The organism is Streptomyces sp. TLI_053 (assembly GCF_900105395.1).
Lineage (GTDB): Bacteria > Actinomycetota > Actinomycetes > Streptomycetales > Streptomycetaceae > Kitasatospora.
This window is the reverse complement of record NZ_LT629775.1, coordinates 8077389-8095728: the sequence shown is the minus strand read 5'-3', so window position 1 is coordinate 8095728 and position 18340 is coordinate 8077389. Positions and strand designations below refer to the sequence as shown.

At 73.4% G+C, this 18340-nt stretch carries 15 protein-coding genes; 2 read left to right on the top strand and 13 right to left on the bottom strand.

Annotation, left to right across the window (positions count from 1 at the left end; genetic code table 11):
- Positions 1–114: 114 nt before the first annotated feature.
- From gap to BLU95_RS33745, 4 genes are all read right to left on the bottom strand, one after another.
- On the bottom strand, positions 115–1113 hold the full coding sequence (gene gap, locus BLU95_RS33760; protein ID WP_093863321.1) for a type I glyceraldehyde-3-phosphate dehydrogenase: 999 nt from the start codon (positions 1111–1113) through the stop codon (positions 115–117).
- A gap of 229 nt (positions 1114–1342) precedes the next feature.
- Complete coding sequence (locus tag BLU95_RS33755) at positions 1343–2302, bottom strand: GlxA family transcriptional regulator (RefSeq protein ID WP_093863320.1); 960 nt, start codon at positions 2300–2302, stop codon at positions 1343–1345.
- A 228-nt stretch (positions 2303–2530) separates the two neighbouring features.
- Positions 2531–3241 (bottom strand): hypothetical protein, encoded by a 711-nt coding sequence (locus BLU95_RS33750; RefSeq protein ID WP_093863319.1) that lies wholly within the window; start codon positions 3239–3241, stop codon positions 2531–2533.
- 149 nt (positions 3242–3390) lie between these two features.
- Entirely contained in the window at positions 3391–4710 is a 1320-nt protein-coding gene (locus BLU95_RS33745; RefSeq protein WP_093863318.1) for a type III PLP-dependent enzyme domain-containing protein, read from the bottom strand.
- 164 nt (positions 4711–4874) lie between these two features.
- On the opposite strand from BLU95_RS33745, the gene BLU95_RS33740 reads away from it, so the two are divergent.
- Together BLU95_RS33740 and BLU95_RS33735 are read left to right on the top strand one after the other, a co-directional pair.
- A complete protein-coding gene (locus BLU95_RS33740; protein WP_093863317.1) occupies positions 4875–5606 on the top strand; it encodes a hypothetical protein in 732 nt (243 codons plus the stop codon).
- 61 nt (positions 5607–5667) lie between these two features.
- Positions 5668–6552 (top strand): DUF3592 domain-containing protein, encoded by an 885-nt coding sequence (locus BLU95_RS33735; protein ID WP_093863316.1) that lies wholly within the window; start codon positions 5668–5670, stop codon positions 6550–6552.
- 44 nt (positions 6553–6596) lie between these two features.
- On the opposite strand, the gene BLU95_RS33730 is transcribed toward BLU95_RS33735, so the two are convergent.
- From BLU95_RS33730 to BLU95_RS33690, 9 genes are all read right to left on the bottom strand, one after another.
- A complete protein-coding gene (locus BLU95_RS33730) occupies positions 6597–8189 on the bottom strand; it encodes an amylo-alpha-1,6-glucosidase (protein ID WP_093863315.1) in 1593 nt (530 codons plus the stop codon).
- The gene (locus BLU95_RS33725; protein WP_093863314.1) at positions 8189–9031 is read right to left on the bottom strand and encodes a carbohydrate ABC transporter permease; all 843 of its coding nucleotides are present in this window, start codon (positions 9029–9031) and stop codon (positions 8189–8191) included. The genes BLU95_RS33730 and BLU95_RS33725 overlap by 1 nt, the downstream gene beginning before the upstream one ends.
- Positions 9032–9040: 9 nt before the next feature.
- Positions 9041–10015: a carbohydrate ABC transporter permease gene (locus BLU95_RS33720; protein WP_093863313.1), complete on the bottom strand. Its 975-nt coding sequence runs from the start codon at positions 10013–10015 to the stop codon at positions 9041–9043.
- Positions 10012–11355 (bottom strand): ABC transporter substrate-binding protein, encoded by a 1344-nt coding sequence (locus tag BLU95_RS33715; RefSeq protein WP_093863312.1) that lies wholly within the window; start codon positions 11353–11355, stop codon positions 10012–10014. The genes BLU95_RS33720 and BLU95_RS33715 overlap by 4 nt, the downstream gene beginning before the upstream one ends.
- A gap of 108 nt (positions 11356–11463) precedes the next feature.
- Positions 11464–12213, bottom strand: coding sequence for an SDR family NAD(P)-dependent oxidoreductase (locus tag BLU95_RS33710; RefSeq protein ID WP_045940822.1), 750 nt, complete (start codon positions 12211–12213; stop codon positions 11464–11466).
- Entirely contained in the window at positions 12210–13313 is a 1104-nt protein-coding gene (locus BLU95_RS33705; protein WP_093865316.1) for an ATP-NAD kinase family protein, read from the bottom strand. The genes BLU95_RS33710 and BLU95_RS33705 overlap by 4 nt, the downstream gene beginning before the upstream one ends.
- Positions 13310–14890 (bottom strand): aminomethyl-transferring glycine dehydrogenase subunit GcvPB, encoded by a 1581-nt coding sequence (gcvPB, locus tag BLU95_RS33700; RefSeq protein ID WP_093863311.1) that lies wholly within the window; start codon positions 14888–14890, stop codon positions 13310–13312. The genes BLU95_RS33705 and gcvPB overlap by 4 nt, the downstream gene beginning before the upstream one ends.
- Complete coding sequence (gene gcvPA / locus BLU95_RS33695; protein ID WP_093863310.1) at positions 14887–16236, bottom strand: aminomethyl-transferring glycine dehydrogenase subunit GcvPA; 1350 nt, start codon at positions 16234–16236, stop codon at positions 14887–14889. Before gcvPA ends, gcvPB begins: the two co-directional genes overlap by 4 nt.
- 43 nt (positions 16237–16279) lie before the next feature.
- Entirely contained in the window at positions 16280–18271 is a 1992-nt protein-coding gene (locus BLU95_RS33690; protein WP_093863309.1) for a beta-galactosidase, read from the bottom strand.
- Positions 18272–18340 lie beyond the last annotated feature (69 nt).

Genomic DNA, 18340 nt, shown 5'->3' with positions numbered 1-18340 from the left:
TCAAGGGCCGCCCCGGATTCGTCATCGGGCGCAACATCGCTGTCACGCCGCCGAATCCGAACCCGGGGCGGCCCCTCGGCGTGGCGGCCCCCCGACCCCCGAGCCTGGCGGCCGTCAGCCGCGGGCGAGCAGCTCCAGGGTGTCGATGACCCGGTTGGAGAAGCCCCACTCGTTGTCGTACCAGGCCACCACCTTGACGTGCTTGCCGTCGACCCGGGTGAGCGCGGCGTCGAAGATCGAGGAGGCGGCCTCGCCGGTGATGTCGCCGGAGACCAGCGGCTCGTCCGCGTAGTCGAGGATGCCCTTGAGCGGGCCGTCGGCGGCGGCGCGGTAGGCGGCGAGCACCTCGTCGAGGGTGACCTCGCGCTCGACGGTGGTGTTCAGCTCGACGATCGAGCCGACCGGGACCGGCACCCGGATCGAGTCGCCGGACAGCTTGCCGTCGAGCTGCGGCAGCACGAGGCCGATCGCCTTGGCGGCTCCGGTGGTGGTCGGCACGATGTTGACGCCGGCGGCGCGGGCCCGGCGCAGGTCGCGGTGCGGCCCGTCCTGGAGGTTCTGCTCCTGGGTGTAGGCGTGCACCGTGGTCATGAAGCCGTGCTCGATGCCGGCCAGCTCGTCCAGCACCGAGGCCAGCGGGGCCAGCGCGTTGGTGGTGCAGGAGGCGTTGGAGACGATCGTGTGCGCGGCCGGGTCGTAGTCGGCGGTGTTCACGCCGTAGGCCAGGGTGACGTCCGCACCGTCGGACGGGGCGCTCACCAGGACCCGGGCGGCGCCGGCCTTCAGGTGGGCGCGGGCGGCGTCCGCGGAGGTGAACCGGCCGGTGGCCTCGAGGACGAGGTCGACACCGAGCTCGGCCCACGGCAGGGCCTCGGGGTCGCGCTCGGCGAGCACCTTGATCCGGTTGCCGGCGACGACCAGCTCGTCCCCCTCGACGGCGACCGGGTGGCGGAAGCGGCCGAGCGCGCTGTCGAAGCGGAGCAGGTGGGCGAGCGAGTCGATGGGGGCGAGGTCGTTGACCGCGACCACCTCCAGCTCGCTGCCGCGCTCCACCAGGGCGCGCAGGCTGTTGCGGCCGATGCGGCCGAACCCGTTGATGGCGATGCGGGTCATGGAGGGCTCCCTCTGCGGTTCCGGGGCGTTCCGACGCGTCCCGTCGTGCGGTCCCGTCGTGTGGTGACGCGTCCATCCTCGGAGTTCCGGGGCGCCCCGGACAGGGGCTGGATCGACACGGTGCGCAAGGATCTCGCCGGCCTTCGTGCCAGCGGCCGCAAGGATCCCGCCAGCAGGATCCCGCCACCACCGGTGCCACGGGTCCCCCCGCCGTTCCCCGGCCGTGTCCTCAGCCCTCGGCGCGCGCCGCGAAGGTGTGCCGGTACTCGGTGGGCGAGGTGCCGAGAACGCGGTGGAAGTGCAGCCGCAGGTTCGCCCCGGTGCCGAGCCCGACCCGGTCGGCGATCTGCTCCACGCCCAGGTCCGTGCGCTCCAGCAGCTCCCGTGCGAGGTCGACCCGGGCCCGCAGCACCCACTGCATCGGCGTGTAGCCGGTGTCCTCGACGAACCGCCGCGAGAAGGTCCGGGCCGAGACCCGCGCGTGCCGGGCCAGCCCCTCCAGCGTGAGCGGCTCGGCCAGGTGCGCCAGCGCCCACTCCCGGGTGCCGGCGAACAGGTCGCCCAGCGGTTCGGGCACGCTGCGCGGCACGTACTGGGCCTGACCGCCGCTGCGGTAGGGCGCGGCCACCAGCCGCCGCGCGACGTGGTTCGACAGCCCCACCCCGTGGTCGCGCCGGACCAGGTGCAGGCACAGGTCGATGCCGGACGCGGCGCCGGCCGAGGTGAGCACCGCGCCCTCGTCGACGAACAGCACGTTCTCGTCGACCCGGATCCGCGGATGGCGCTCCGCCAGGACCTTGGCGTAGTGCCAGTGGGTGGTCGCCCGCTTCCCGTCGAGCAGTCCGGTCGCGGCCAGCGCGAACGCCCCGGTCGAGATGGCCGCCAGCCGGGCGCCCCGGGTGTGGGCGGCGACCAGCGCCTCGACCACGGCGGCCGGCGGCGCGGTGGTCGCCGGATCGCGGTAGCCGGGGACGAACACGGTGTCCGAGTGCTCCAGCGCCTCCAGGCCCTCGGCCACGTGGTAGGACAGGCCGTCGCCGCCGGCCACCAGGCCCGGGGCCGGACCGCAGACCCGGACCGTGTACGGCATGCTCGGCCGGCTGGAGAACACCTGCGCGGGGATGCCCACGTCCAGCGGCTTCGCCCCCTCCAGTACCAGCACGGCGACCCGGTGCTTGCCTCGGCCCATCGGGCCGCCTCCACTCCCCGCGGACGACCCGGGCACCGCGGCGCGCCCCGGCCGGCACCGCACCGACCGCAAGCATCCTGCCATCAGCCCGGGTCTGCCGGGCCGGTCAGGGCCCGGCTTGCCGGTCAGGACACACCGGTCGGGGCGCGCCGGTCAGGACACACCGGTCGGGGCGGGCCGGGCAGGACACACCGGTCGGGGCGGGCCGGTCGGGGCGCGCCGCTCCGGTCAGGGTGTGGCGGCGGCCGGACGGGCGGTGCGCGGCAGCAGGGTCGGGACGGCCTCGCTCTTCACCAGCCAGGCAACGCCGAAGGCGAACACCGACACCGCCTCACCGAGGTAGGGCAGGGTGAGCGGCCAGTCCCGCGCCAGGTGCAGCACCCCGGCGACGGCGACCGTGAGCACTCCGGCCACGATCACCCAGCCGCAGACCAGGTACACCCAGTCTCGCGCCGGGCGGCGGTGCCCGGCCGCCGGGGAGTCCGCGAACAACCGCAGGCAGAAGTACCCGAGGACCCCGAACAGGCCCGCCGCGAAGACCAGATGGAGCATCCCGACGGTGGTCTGGACACCGCTGGGGTGCGGCACCAGCGCGGACGGCGGCTCGGTGGGGAACAGGGCCACCGCGATCGCCAGCACCCCGGCGACCGAGCTCAGCCGGTCCTCCCGGCGGTCGTGGCGGTAGCAGATGAGGAAGACGCCGACGGCGCACAGTCCGCCGACGAAGACGTTGCGCATATGGGTGTAGTAGGACGCGCTCATCGAGTCGAGCAGCGCGATCCGGGCGGAGGTGAGGCTGTTGCCGAGCGGAAGGGCGATCGGCAGCAGGAACCCGAGGACACCGACGCCGAGGCGCAGGCGCCGCACGGTACGGACGTCCTGGGCCCGGGGGTCGGGATCCACGGGGTTCCGGGCTTCGGCAGGGGGGTGGGCGGACATGGCGAGGCCTCCTTCGACACGCTGAGGCTGTCTGCACCGCGGCCGGGACGGCGGCCGCGGCAGGGTGATACCCGCCCGCCACCGTCCGGGAACCCCCTTCCGGCCTGCTGTTCTGACCCTCCGTCACGACTGTCGCGGCGGCGGTCCCGTCAGACCGGTCGGAGCAACTCCTCGACGGGCTGCGCCCGGCGCAGCGGCACGAACCGCACCGCGCCCGCCGCGTCCACCGTGAAGCCGTGCACCGCCGGCTCGGGCAGGCTGTTGTACTGGAAGTGGGTGGTCGCGTAGTAGGCGCCGGTGTCCAGCAGGGCGACCAGGTCGCCGGGCTCCAGCAGCGGCAACGGGCGGCCCGTCGCGACCAGGTCCCCGGCGAAGCAGCACGGTCCGGCGACGTCCTGCGGCACCGGCGCGCCGTCCTTCGCCGCGCCGGAGGGGTGGTGCGCGGTGATCCGCAGCGGCCAGGTGTCCGGCATGAACACCGTGCGGGTCGCGACCTGGGCCCCGGCATGGGTGACGGCGATCCGCCGGCCGCCGGAGGTCTTGGTGTACTCGACGTACGCGGCGGTGAAGCCGTTCTTCGCCAGCAGCGAGCGGCCGAACTCGGTCGCCAGCCGGTGGCCGCCGTCGAACAGCTCCGGCACCCGGGCCCGCAGCAGCCCGGCGTACTCGGCGAAGGTGGGCGCGGTGGTGTCGTCGGCGAAGTTGACGGGCAGTCCACCGCCGAGGTCGACGCCGACCACCTGGCGCCGCCCCAGCTCCTCGTTCACCCGCGCGGCGAACGCCACCGCCCGGGCGACCCCCTCGGCCATGAGGTCGAGCGGGCAGCCCTGGGAGCCGACGTGCACATGGACCCAGGTCAGCCAGGGGCGTTCGCGGAACGCCTCGACCAGCCGCTTCCCGTTCCCCTCGTCGGCCAGCCCGATGCCGAACTTGGAGGTCGCGGTGGCGGTGCTCATCGCCCCGATGCTGCCGCCGCCGACCTGCGGATTGAGCCGGACCCCGATCCGGGACCCGGGCGTCCCGGACCCCACCAGGGCGTCGACGCGTTCCAGTTCCTGCCAGTTGTCGACGTTGACGGCGACACCCAGCTCCAGTGCGGCGGCCAGCTCCCGCCGGGTCTTGGCGGGCGAGTCGAGGACGATCCGGTCCGGCCGGAAGCCCGCCGCCAGCGCCTGGGCCAACTCGCCGGGGCTGGCCACCTCGCAGCCCAGGCCCAGTTCACGCAGCCGGGCCAGCAGCGGGACCAGGCAGTTCGCCTTCGCGGCGAAGGTGTGCAGCACGTCGGGCCCGGCCGGGAAGGCCGCCCGCAGGCCGGCGACGCTCGCCGCCACCCCGTCGAGGTCCACGAAGGCGGCGAGCAGCGCGTCCTCGGGGTCGAGCAGCCGGTGCCGCACGGCCTCCCGCAGCACACGCTCACGACGGGCGGCGGCGTGCTCGGCCGGGTCGGCGGCAGGCTGAGGAATCGTCATGGTCCGGCACTCCCGTGGCTCGTCGGGCGGTCGGAGGCCCAGTCTGCCGCAGCCGTTGCAGTCCGGTGACACGGAAGGCCCGATTCCGTCGACTGTTCGCACTACGTTCGATCGTGCACGCCGTCGCACGACGACCACCCGGCACCCCGCTCAGGAGAACCTCCATGTCCCGCAAGGCGACCCGCCGTCCGACCACCGTCCGCGCGCTGGCGGGAGCGATCCTGACGGTCGCCCTGATCGCGCCCGCGGTGACGGCCTGCGGCCCCGACTCCGACGCGTCCGCCACCGCGTCCGTCACCACGACGGCCGCCACCGTGCCCACCGCCACCGGTACCGCGCCGACAACACCGACCGCCGCCGCACCGAGCACACCGAGCGCCACGGCCAGGCCCACCACCGCGGCACCGACGGCCACCACCGCGGCACCGACGGCCGCGTCCACGGCGACCAGCACCGGCACAGCCGGCGCCAAGCCGAAGTCCCCCGGCAAGAGCTTCCCCCTGGCCGACGGCATCAGCACGGCCGAGGTCCAGCCCACCGGGAACCAGAACTACACCGCCAGGATCGTCGCCCGCGGCTCCGTCCTGGCCACCCTGGAGACCAAGGACGCCGACGCCGGTCTCGACGCCAACGACATGTTCGTGGTGCTCTCCGTCGACGGCACGGTCCACTCCTGGACGGGCGGCGCCCACCAGGGCCCGGGCACCTTCAAGCTCGCGGGCGGCTGGACGGCCAAGCTCACCAAGGTCGGCGAACTCCACTACCGGGCGCAGATCCTCGGCCTCGACAACACCGTGATGGACACCCTGGACGCCGACCAGCACGACACCGGGGCCGTCGCCAACGGCGTGTCCATCGTGCTCACCGCGGGCGGGCGGATCAGCGCCCACCTGTGAGGTGAGCACCGGCGTCGAGCGGAGCCCGGCCGCCCACCGATGATCCACTAGGCTCCCCGCCATGACTGACATCCGGCCGGCCGTGGTGCTGCACGGGACCCGGTACACCGCCCGGCTGGACGGCGACGCGCTCGTGCTGCAGCGGCGCCGCACGACCCACCGGATACCCGTGACGGCGATCGACCGGATCGACGTCCGCCCGGGCCGGGTGGACGTGGTGCTGCTCACGGCAGGAGCGGAGGCCCGGGTGTATCCGGTCGCGCACCACAACGGCGCGGCCGCGAAGGCCTTCGCCCGGACGGCGGCCACCGCACTGCCCGAGCGGGCGGCGGCGGACCGGTCCGTGGACGGCGCCGCGCTGGTCACGACCACCGTCGAACCGCGTGGACGTACTCCGCTGCTCAAGCCGTTCGACTCGTGGCGGAAGCTGCTGCTCTGGTTCTACCTGGCGGGGCTGGTCGCGCCGTTCCTCGCGCGGGCGCTGGCGTCGAACCCCCGGATCGCGTCCAAGCCCGCGCTGGCGTGGCTGCTCACCCTGCCGTTCACCGTCCTCGCGGTGCTCGGCCTCTACGCCGTCGTCTCCTCGCTCCGGACCGACTGGCTGCTCTACCGCCGCGGCGTCACGGTGACCGCCCGGGTCACCGGCCACGACGACGACGGCGACACGGAGAGCCCCAGCCACTTCGCCCGGTACGCCTTCACCGACGCCGAGGGCATCGCCCGGGAACACACCGCCAAGGACCAGCCGGGCCTCGTCCGCACTGACACCGTGGACATCTGCTACGACCCGGCCGACCCCGGCGTGGTCCGCCGCCGGGCGGGCCTCGGCCGGGGCCTCGCCCGGGGCACCTTCCTCGGCCTGCCCCTGACGGTGGCCGCCGCCGTGCTGTTCGTGGGACTGGCCGGCTACATCCTCGCCTGGCCGTACCTGGGCGGGCCGGAGTAGCGCGCCCGGAACCGCGGGCCCGGGGGCGCCCCGCCCCGGCCCGCCTACCCCTCCGCCGCCAGGTCGACGAAGAGCGCCGCGGACCAGCCGAAACCGGAGGTCGCCGTCCGGGCCCGGGTACCGGTGAGGGGGTTCCAGTACTCGTAGAGGCCCCCGGCGTCGCGGACCATGGCGAGGGTGCGCGCACGCAGTTCGGCGGCGGTGCCGGCGAAGCCGGAGCGCCGCAGTCCTTCGATCAGCAGGTAGTTGATGTTGAGCCAGACCGGACCGCGCCACATCGCCTCCGGGTCGAAGGCCGGATCGTCGAAGGCGACGGTGGGGACCGGCCGTTCGCCCCAGAAGGCGGGTGAGCGCAGGATGCGGTCCAGCGCTGCGGCGATGTCGGCGGGCAGCCGGCCGGTGAACAGGGGCATCAGGTCGAGCGCGGTGCGGACGGGCACGGGGGCGCCGGCCGCCAGGGTGGTGAAGCGGGTGCCGTCCCAGCGGCGGGCGACCAGGAGGTCGGTGTGGGCGGCGGCGCGCGAGCGCCAGTCGGCGGCCTCGTCCGGCCGTCCGAGGGCGTCGGCGATGTCGGCCAGCCGGTCGGCCTCCAGGACCAGGTAGGAGTTGAGGTCGGGCGGTTCGGCGCGGGGGCCGTGGTCCCAGACCGGGCTGTCGTCCAGGCCGGAGGAGTAGGGGTGCAGGTACTCGGGCAGGCCGTCGCCGTCCGGGTCGGAGGCGGCGAACCACCACCGGTGGGCGCGGACCAGCCGGGGGTAGGCGGCGGCGAGGAAGGGCAGGTCGGGGGCGGTCTCGTGGACCTTCCACACGGCCCAGGCGGCGAGCGGCGGTTTGGTCACCGGCACCGGCCCGGGGGTGGGCCGGGCGCCGTTGGCGGTGCCGACGTGCTCGGCGAGCCGGGCGTGGTCGCTGCGGGGAAGGTCGGTGGTGTCGGAGAGCACACCGTGCTCGTGCACCACGTCGGGGAGCCGGCCGTCGGGCAGTTGGTGGTCGAGGAAGAGCAGGATCTGGTCCCGGGCGAGCGCCGGATCGGCGTGCCGGAGGGCGACGGCGTGGAACAGCGCGTCCCAGTTCCACACGCCCACGTAGCCGTACTTGGACGGGACGAGGCCCTCGCGGCCGGCGATCGGCAGCAGGTTGACGGCCAGGGTCCACCAGGCGGTGGCGGCGGCCACGGCGAGGTCGGGGCGGACGGCCGGCATCCGGGCGAACCAGGCCGCCCAGCGGGCCTCGGCGGCGGCGCGCACGGCGGCGGCCGACCACTCCCCCGGCGGTCCGAGCAGGACGTGGCAGCCGTCGAGCGAGAGCTTCCGCGCGGTGCCGTCGGGCAGCCGCCAGGAGGCGTGGACGTCCTGCCCGGTGAGCACCAGGGTGACCGGGTCGGCGAACAACAGCGCGGCCCCGCCCGCGAATTCGACCGCCGTGGGGGTGGCGGCGCGGACCGGCAGCGGGTGGCCGTCCGCGTCGCGCAGCACCAGCCCGCTGAGTTCGAGGGTGTCGGCGAGCCGGGTCTCGTACTCGGCCCGGGCCACCCGCAGCCCGTCCGGGCCCGCGGTGACCAGCAGCCAGGAGCCGCGTTCGGTGAACGGCCTCTCGTCGAGGTCGAGTTCGACAGCGCCGTGGGGATCGGGGGACATCAGCGGCCTCCCAGGCCCGAGGAGGCCATGCTGTTGAGGATCTTGCGCTGCCCGACCAGGAAGGCGATCAGCATCGGCACCACGGTCATCGCGGAGAGCGCCGCGGTGAGCCCGTAGTCGATGCCGCCGCGCTGGGAGTTGAAGGAGTCGAGCAGCAGCGGGACGGTGAACAGCTCCGAGGTGTTGAGGAACACCAGCGGGAAGAAGTAGCTGTTCCAGCTGGCCAGGAAGACGATGATGCCGAGGGTCCAGAGGCCGGGCCGGATGTTGGGCAGCACGATCCGCCAGAAGATGGTCCAGCGGCCGGCGCCGTCGATCCTGGCCGCCTCCTCCAGTTCGACCGGCACGGCCCGGATGAACTGCCGGAGCAGGAAGACGGCGAACGGGTTGGCGATCGCCGGCAGGATCAGCGCCAGGTGCGAGTCGATCAGCTGGAGCTTCGCCAGCATGATGTACAGCGGCACGATCGTCACCTGGGCGGGCACCATCTGGGTGGCCAGGAACAGGCCGAACAGCGGGCCGGAGCCGCGGAACGGGATCCGGGCGAAGGCGTAGGCGGCCATCGCGCCGGTGAACAGGGTGGCGGCGACGGTGATCGCCGCGATGTACATGCTGTTCCAGTACGCGCGCCCGATCGGCACCTCGTTCAGCACGTCGGGGTAGTTCTGCGCGCGCCAGGGGGTGGGCAGCCAGGACAGCGGCTCGTTGATCATCTGGCTGACGCCCTTGAAGGAGGTCAGGACCATCCAGACGAACGGGAACAGCATCAGCAGGCCGCCGAGGACGAGCCCGGTGTGCAGCAGGAGCTGCCGGGGGGTGGTGGAGTGGCGGACGGTGGTCATGGCGGCGCCTCAGGACTCGTAGTGGACGAAGCGCTTCTGCGCCTGGAACTGGATCGCCGTGACGATCAGGGTCAGCAGCAGCAGGAGCAGGGCGGCGGCGCTCGACAGTCCGAAGTGGAACTCCCGGAAGCCCTGTTGGTAGACCTTGTAGACGATGGTCTGGGCGCCCTCGTTGTGGTCCGGGTTGACCAGCACGTAGACGAGGTCGAAGGCCTGGAACGAGCTGATCACCGACACCACCACGGTGAAGAAGACGGTGGGCGACAGCAGCGGCAGGGTGACCGAGCGCAGCGTCTGCCAGGGCCCGGCGCCGTCGATCCGGGCCGCCTCCAGCAGATTGGCCGGCACGGTGGCCAGACCGGCCAGGAAGATCACCACGTTGAGGCCGAGCGAGGACCAGACGGTCACCACCGAGACCGCGACCACCACCCAGTCGGGGTCGGCCAGCCAGTCGGGCAGGGTGATCCCGAGGATGTCGTGCACGGTCCCGTTGAGGATGCCGTCCGCGCCGCCGCCGAGGATCATCTGCCAGATCACCGACACCGCGACCGAGCTGGTCACCACCGGGAGGAAGTAGACGACCCGGTAGGCCGTCCGCCCGCGCACCCCGTGCAGGGCGAGGGCGATCAGCAGCGCCAGGGCGAGGCCGCCGGGCACGGTGATCAGCCCGATCTTGACGGTGTTCCACACCGCCCGGCCGAACTCCGGATCGGTCAGCTGGGTGCGGAAGTTGTCCAGACCGACCCAGGTGGCGTCGCCCAGGCCGTCCCAGCGCATGAAGGAGAGCACCACGGCGAAGCCGAGCGGTCCGACCAGGAAGACCAGCAGGCCCAGCAGTTGAGGGCCGAGGAAGACCAGGGCCCACCGCCGGTCGCGGCGGCGCCAGAGCGGCTCGCGGCCGCCGCGCGCGGTGGGGGCGCCGCCCGCCGGGCCGGCGGCGGGACGCTCCCGCCGCCGGGCCGTGGCCTGGGTGAGGGCACTCATCCCTGCTTGCCCTTCATACCGTCGACCAGGGTCTGGAGCTGGGTCATGCCCTCGTCGAAGCCGGTCTTGCCCTCCCAGATCTTCATCAGCTGGTCGTTGATCGCCTTGGTCAGACCGGGGACGGCCACCTCGTCGGGGTAGTTGGCGAAGCCCCGGTCGCGGACGTCCAGGAAGGTCCTGGCGTGCGGCGGGTAGTTGCCCTCGGTGACCAGGCTCTCGGCGCCCCGGACGGAGGGGACGGCGCTGCCGCCCTTGAGCCGCAGCTGCTGGCCCTCCTTGCTGACGAACTCGGTCAGGAAGGCGAAGGCCTCCTTCGGGTGCTTGCTGTCCTTGTTGATCGTCAGGTAGGAGGCGGCGACGGCGCCGGGTATCGGCTGCCCGCTCTCGGACGGGAACGGCACGATGTCGTAGCTCGCGCGGTCGCCGCCCTTGTCGATGCCCTCGATGACCCAGCGGCCTCCCGCGTAGAAGCCGGCCTTGTGCTTGATGAACTGGGTGGCCGCGCCGTTGCCCTCGGGCAGCAGGTCGGCGGAGGCGAAGGTCTTGTCCTTGTAGCCGTCGGCGAGGGTCTTCAGCGCCTGGCGGGTCTTCGGGTCGGTGGTGGCGACGAACTTCCCGCCGTCCCAGACCTTGCCGCCGAAGCCGTTGACGACGCTGTAGTTGGCGCCGTACCAGTTCCAGAAGATGGTGCCGGTCCGGTCCGCCGCCTTGAGCTTGGCGTTCATCTCCAGGAACTTCGCCGTGGTCCACTGCCCGGCCTCGTTCAGCGCGGCCGGGTCCTCGGTGATGCCGGCCGCGGCGAGGGCCTTCTTGTCGAACCAGAGCACCTCGGGGTTGGTGTCGTTGGGGACGCCGTAGGTGACGCCGTCCTTCTTGGCGCCGCCGTAGATGCCCTCGAAGAAGTCGGCCGGCCTGCTGCGGCTGTCCGGTCCGGCGAGCTGCTGGTCGAGCGGGGAGAGGACGCCGTCGGCGACCAGCTTGCCGATGTAGTCGTCACCGACGTAGAAGACGTCCGGCGCGGTCTTCGAGGTGAGCTGGGTGAGCAGCTTGGGGTGGTAGTCCTCGTAGGAGGCGACCTGCTCCAGCTTGAGGGTGATGTTCGGGTGGGTCTTGGCGAACTCGTCGGTGAAGGTCTTGAAGACCGCCATGTCCTCGGCCGAGCCCCAGGTCGACCAGCGGAGGGTGACCTTGCCGCCGTCGGCCTCGGCGTCGCCGGAGCCGCCCGCGCCGCCGGAGCCGCTGCACGCGGTGGCGGTGACGGCCAGGGCCGCGGCGGCGGCGACCAGGGCTGTTCTTCTGGTGAGACGTGCGGGACTCGTGACACTCGTGAAAGCGGACATCGGATGCCTCCTGGGCTTTCGTGAGGGTGGGGGGAGGGGGCGTTCGGGTGGTGCGGAAGAGGGGCGTTCGGGTGCTGCGAAGCGGGGTCGTGCGGGTGGTGCACGGGGTCAGGCGAGCCCGCCGCCGTCGACGACCAGGGCGGATCCGGTCATGTAGCTGCTGGCGTCGCCCGCCAGGAAGAGCACCGCGGCGGCGATCTCCTGCGGCGTGCCGGCCCTGCCCATCGGCCGGTCGGCGGCGTCCTTCTCGAACACCGCCCACTCCTCCTGGAGCTGGCGCGCCTCGTCGCGGAGCATCGGCGTCATGGTGTCGCCCGGGTTGACGGAGTTGACCCGGATGCCGGCGGCCGCGTGGTCGATCGCCAGCGCGCGGGTCATGTTGACGACCGCCGCCTTGGAGGCGCAGTAGGACAGCGCGTTGCCGCCGCCCTTCAGCCCCCACCCGGAGCCGGTGTTGACGATCGACCCGCCCTCGGTCATGGCCGGCACGGCGAAGCGGCACATCAGGTAGACGGACCGCACGTTGACGGCCATCACCCGGTCCCAGTCGTCGGCGGATATCTCCAGCGCGGTCTGGCGCCGGATGATGCCGGCGTTGTTGAACAGGACGTGCAGCCCGCCGAAGGTCTGCACGGCGATGGTCACGATCCGCTCGCAGTCGGTCTCGGAGGAGACGTCGGCGCGCACCGCGACGGCCCGGCCGCCGGCCGCCTCGATCCCCCGCACGACCTCGCTCGCGTCCGCGAGGTCGGCGACGACCACGGCCGCGCCCTCGGCGGCGAACAGTTCGGCGGTGGCCCGGCCGATGCCGGAGGCGCCGCCGGTGACGATGGCGACCTTGTTGCGCAGGGTGTTCATGAGAGCTCCTCACTTGCCGAACTGATCCGGTACAGCACTGATTCACGGTGTCCGGTGACCACCCGGACGTGGCCGTCGAACGCCGCGTCGGCCCGGGGATCGCCGCTGTCGACCAACAGCGGCCGCCCGCTGAGCGCGGCGAGCTTCTGCTGGGTGGCGAGCACGACGACCCCGGCGAGCGCGGCCAGGACCCGGGGGCTGAACTGCTGGTTCCCGCGTCCGATCACGAAACCCTGCCCACCGATGACCGATAGCACACCATGCGTGACCTGTGACATGGCAATGGCATGCAGCCGCTGCTCGGTCACATCACGGGCGAGCAGGGCGCCGTCCCGCACCACGTCCACGCCGAGCGGTGTCAGCGCCAGCCCGAGCGCCCGCCCCACGGCCAGCGTGGTGGCGCCGGGTCCGAGCGCGTAGGCGGTGCCCGGGAGCATGCCCGCCACCACCGCGCGGGCGATGGAGTCGGCCGAGCCGGGCGGCGCCGCCGAGGAGCCGGTCTTGCGTCCGCTCAGCCGGTCCCGGGCCGCCGGCACCCGCAGCGTGCCGTACAGCCGGGCGCCGACCAGGCCCGCGCGGTGGCCCTCCTCGTCCAGGTCGACCACCTCCGCGTCGACCGTGCGGCCGTCGAACCCGGCGGCGGTCGCGCCCGCCGCGGCCGGGCTGAGGGCGAAGCAGCCGGAGTAGACCTTCACCCCGGCCGGGACACCGAGCACCGGTGGGCGCGGCCCCGCGTCCAGAACGTCGCGCGCCGTCCCGTCACCGCCCGCGAACAGCAGCAGGTCCACCCCGCCGAGCGCCGCGACCGCCGCGCGGGTGTCGGCGGCGCCGGTCGACCCCGCCGCCGGCCGGTGCTCCAGCCGGTACGGAACGCCGGCCGCCCGGGCGCTGTCCTCCCCCATCGGGCCGGCCACGGTGCGCACCAGGACGTCCGGCCGCCGGGCCCGCAGGGCGCGCAGCGCGGCGGCCGCGCGCTCGGCCGCCCGGGGGACGGCGCCCAGCGCGAGCGCCCTGGCCTGGACGTCCGGCCCGTCGCTGCCCTTGAGGGCCACGGCGCCGCCCAGGCCGGCGACGGGGTTCACGATCAGACCGACGATCATGCGCGGGGCTGCCCGCCGTGCTTGCGGAGGTAGGCGCGCCAGCTCGGCGACCACTGGGCCGGGTCGTCCAGCGGGGTCGGGTCGGTCCGGTGCACCGTCTGGCGGTAGGGCGCGTTGCGGACGAACTCCGGGTCCTTGCGGGCCTCGTCGGCGACATGGGCGAGGATCGCGGCGTACTCGTCGAGGTCCTCCCTGGAGTAGGACTCGGTGGGCTCCAGGGTGAACGGCTCGGGCACCACGTACGGGTGGTGGCTGGTCCAGTAGTGCACGCCGAAGTCCGCCGCGCGGATGCCGATCTCCTCGGAGTGGACGCCGGTCTCCTCGGTCAGCTGCTGCCAGGAGTAGCGGACCTGCTCGACCCGGCGGCGGTCGGCCCACGGCACGGACGCGCCGGGGATCCGGGCCACCTTGGCCAGCAGGTAGTTGTTGTTGAGCACGGCCGTCTCGGCGACCTCGCGCAGGCCCTCGGCGCCGAGCGCCATCACCCAGGCGTAGGCGCGCACCACGTTGGGGGTGACGCCGAGGAAGGGGCGGATCTTGCCGACCGAGCGCTCGGGGACGGCCAGGGTGAAGACCTCCCCCTTCTCGCCGGGGGCGCGGTCGACCACCGGCCCGGGCAGGAAGGGCACCAGCGCCGCCGAGACGCCGCAGGCGCCGGCCGCCGGACCGCCGCAGGCGTGCGGGGTGGAGAAGGTCTTGTGCAGGTTGAAGTGGCACAGGTCGAAGCCCGCGTCCCGGGCCCGGGTGATGCCGAGGATGCCGTTGGCGTTGGCCTGGTCGTAGCAGGCCAGGCCGCCCGCCTCGTGGACCAGGTCGACGAACTCCTTGATCCGCGGGTTGAAGATCCCGGTGTCCTCCGGGTTGGTGATCATCAGTGCGGCGGTGCGCGGCCCGACCGCCGCCCGCAGTGCCTCGATGTCCGGGTTGCCGTCGGCGTCCGGCATCAGGGTGATCACCTCGTAGCCGGCGACCTTGGCGCAGGCCGCGTTCGAGGGGTGCGAGAACATCGTGGTGATCACCTGGTCCCGCTGCCCGCCCTCGCCCCGCGAGGCGTGGTAGGCGCGGATCATGGCGATGTTGGCGTAGATCGCCGCGGAGCCCGCCCCCGGCTGGAGGGACACCCGGGCCATGCCGGAGATCTCCTTGAGGATCTGCTCCAGCCGCCAGTAGATCTCCAGCACGCCCTGCACGGTGGACTCGGGCTGCAGCGGGTGCAGCGCGGCCACCCTCGGGTCCCGGACGAAGGAGTCGTTGACCTTGGGGCTGTACTTCATGGTGCAGGTGCCCTGGCCGACGTCGATGTTGAAGTCGGCGCCGAGGGTCTCCTGGGAGAGCCGCAGGTAGTGCCGGACCACCTGGTTCTGGGACAGCTCGGGCAGCGCGGGCGGGGTGCGGCGGGCGATCGACTCCGGGAGTTCGACCACGGGCGCGTCGGGCGCGGGGACACCCACGCCGCGACGGCCGGGCCGGGACAGCTCGAAGACGATCTCCTCGTCCCAGCGGGCCTGGTGGAAGCGGCGCAGGCCCGGCTTGGGGGTGACCGGCAGGCTGGCGAAGGGTTCGGTGTGCGAGCTCATTCGGCGCCTCCCAGGGCGGAGAGGGCGTCCTTGACGGCCGCCGCGAGGGTGTCGATGTCGGCTATCGAGTGCCGTTCGGTGACGCAGACCAGGACCTCGCGGTCCCCGAGCCGCACACCGCCGAGGATGCCCCGGCCGTGCAGGTCGGCGAGCAGCGCGTCGGCGTCCGGCACCTCCACGGCGAACTCGCGGAAGTGCACGGCCTCCTGGTGGCGGACCACGGCGCCGGCCGCGGCCAGCGCGCGCATGGCGTAGCGGGTGCGGGCGAGCACGGTCTCGCCGATCTCCCGCATCCCCTGCGGGCCCATCAGTGCGAGGTAGACGCCGGCGGTGATGCCCCACAGGGCGGCCGCGGTGCCGACCCACTCCTTGCCCTCCTCGCGGAGCGCGAACGAGGTCCGGTCGTAGAAGACGTCGCCGAAGCCGTACTCGCCGGGCACCGCCGTCGGGGCGATGCCGAACAGCCGGGACGGGAACTCGGCGACCAGCCGCTCGTCGTCGTGGCTCGCGATGAACCCGGCCTGGCCGCCGCCGTACTGCGGGTGCATGCCGAGCGACTGGATGTCCCCGCAGACCAGGTCCGCGCCGTAGGAGGCGGGCGGGGCGAGCACGCCGAGCGAGATCGGGTCGGTGCCGACGACCAGCAGCGCGCCGGCGCCGTGCGCCAGTTCGGCCAGCTCCCGGCCGCGGGTCTCGACCACGCCGTGCACAGTGGGCGTCTCCAGGTAGAGCGCGGCGAAGGTGTCGTCGAGCCGGACCTCGCCCATCTCCCCGGAGTCGGCCACCGCGGCGAGGTGCACCTCGACGTCGGGGGTGAGGTAGTCGCGGATCTTGGCCAGCTTGTCGGCCGCGATCGCCCCGCTCACCAGCACCTTGGAGCGTCCGGTGCGGCGCGCGGCCATCCGCAGGGCCGTGCCGGTCGCCTGGTAGCCGTCGTACACGGGGACGTTGACGACGTCCATCTCCAACAGCTCGGCCATCATCGAGACGTACTCGAAGAGGGCCTGGAAGCGGCCGTGGTCCTCGTAGGGCTCGCCCGCGTAGGCGGTGAGGAACTCGCCCCGGCCGTTGACCTCGTCGCACACCGCCGGGACGTGGTGGTGGTAGCAGCCGTGGCCGAGGAAGCTCAGCAGTGCGGACGGGTGGGTGTTGCGCGCCAGCAGGCCGTGCAGGTGCCGGACCAGGCCGGGTTCGTCGGCGAACGGCGCGGGCAGGTCGAGCGGGCGGTCGAGCCGCAGGTCGGCGGGGATGTCGCGGTAGAACTCGGCGACGTCGGGGGCGCCGATCTCGGCGAGCATCGCCGCCCTGGTCTCGGGCCCCGCGTTGGGGATGTAGGGATGGGCCACTGGCACTCCTCGGGTCAGGGCTTCGGGCTGCTTCAGGACTGCTTCAGGACTGCTTCAGGACGACGGCGTCGCCGGGCGCGAGCGACAGGGGGCCGTTCGGCAGCGGACGGCCGGTCAACAGGTCGGCGCAGGTAGTGGTCGGGTCCGGCAGCGGGACGGTGGCCGTCCGGGTGCCGTGGTTGAGCAGGAAGAGGTAGGGGCCGCGGCGGCAGGCCTCGACGCCCTCGGGGAGGTCGGGCCCGGCGACGCCGGTGACCCCGGCGGCGGTCAGCACCTCGTCCAGCAGCGGGGCCGGGTCCTCGGGCAGGCAGCTCAGATAGGTGGCGCTCCCGGTACCGGCAACCCGCCGGGTGACGGCCGGGCGGCCGTCCAGCGGGCCGCCCCGGTAGCGCGCCACCACCTCGGCGCCGTCCGCCTCCACCCACTCGGTCCAGGTGCGGGCGGACAGCCGGGTGCCGTCCGCCGTCTCCACCTCCTGGCCGACGCCGTCCGGCAGCGGCCGCCACTCCTCGACCCGCACCCCGAGCAGTTCGCGCAGCGGACCGGGCGCCCCGCCGTCGTGGACCCGGTCGGCGGTGTCGACCACCCCGCTGAACGGTCCGACCACCAGGTGGCCGGGGAACTCGGTGAGCGCGGCGGCCTGCTCGGCGGTGCAGAGGTAGAGGTTGGGGGCGATCACCAGCCGGTAGCCGGAGAGGTCGCGCCCGGGCGGGGCCAGGTCGACCGCGATGCCCCGGGCGTGCAGCGGCGCGTACCAGGAGAGCAGCAGCTCGTGCAGCCGGAGCCGGTCGGAGGGCATCGACTCGGGCGCTTCCAGCCCCCACCAGCTGTCCCAGTCCAGCAGCAGCGCGACCTCGGCCCGGGTGGTGCTGCCGGCGACCTCGGCGAGCCGGCGGACGTCCGCGCCGAGGGCGAGCGTCTCGCGCCACTGCCGGGTCGCGGTGCCGCCGTGCGGCAGCAGCGCCGAGTGGAACTTCTCCGGTCCGTAGCGGGCCTGCCGCCACTGGAAGAACATCACGCCGTCGGAGCCGTGGGCGAGCGCCTGGAGGCTGTGCAGCCGCATCACCCCGGGGTCCTTGGGGACGTTGACCGCCCGCCAGCTGACCGCGCTCGGCGCGGACTCCAGCAGCAGCCAGGGCTGCCGCTTCAGCGAGCGCATCAGGTCGTAGCTGAGCGCGGCCTTCACCGCGGCCCGGGGGTCGGCCGGGTCCGGGTAGGCGTCGTCGGTGACGACGTCCTCGGCGGCGGCCCACTTCCAGTAGTCGAGGTCGCGCAGCACGCTCATGAAGTTGGTGGTCACCGGCACGTCCGGGGTGACCTCCTTCAGCACCGCGCGCTCGGCCTCGAAGCAGGCGAGCAGCGCGTCGCTGGAGAAGCGGCGCCAGTCCAGCAGCTGGGCCGGGTTGACCGGTCCGGGCGCCTTGCGGGGCGGCTCGATCTGCGTCCAGTCGGTGTAGTGCTGGCCCCAGCAGGACGTGCCCCAGGCCGCGTTGAGGCCGTCCAGGGAGCGGTGGCGCTCCTCGAGCCAGCGGCGGAAGTCGCGGGCCGACTCCGGGCAGAAGCACTCGGCGGTGTGGTCGGCGTACTCGTTGCTCACGTGCCACATGGCGAGGGCGGGGTGGTCGCGGTAGCGCTCGGCCACGGCCCGGGCGAGCCGGACGGTGGCGGCGCGGAACACCGGCGAGGAGGGGCAGTAGCCCTGCCGGGAGCCGAACTCCAGCCTGGTCCCGGCAGCGTCGACCGGCATCACCTCCGGGTGGTCGCGGACCAGCCAGGGCGGCGGGGTCGCGGTCGCGGTGGCGAGGTCGACGGCGATGCCGTGCTCGTGGAGCAGGTCGAGGACGCGGTCCAGCCAGCCGAAGTCGTGGACGCCGGGGGCGGGTTCCAGTCGGGACCAGGAGAAGACGCCGACGGTGACGAGGTTGACGCCCGCCTCCGCCATCAGCCGGACGTCCTCCTGCCAGACGTCCTCGGGCCACTGCTCGGGGTTGTAGTCGCCCCCGAACAGCAGTCCCGGCACCCGGGTCAGGCCCATGCTCCGCCTCCTCGAGGGGTCGAGGACCCCGTTCAGAATTTTGTATTCAAAATACATAGTGCAGTACAC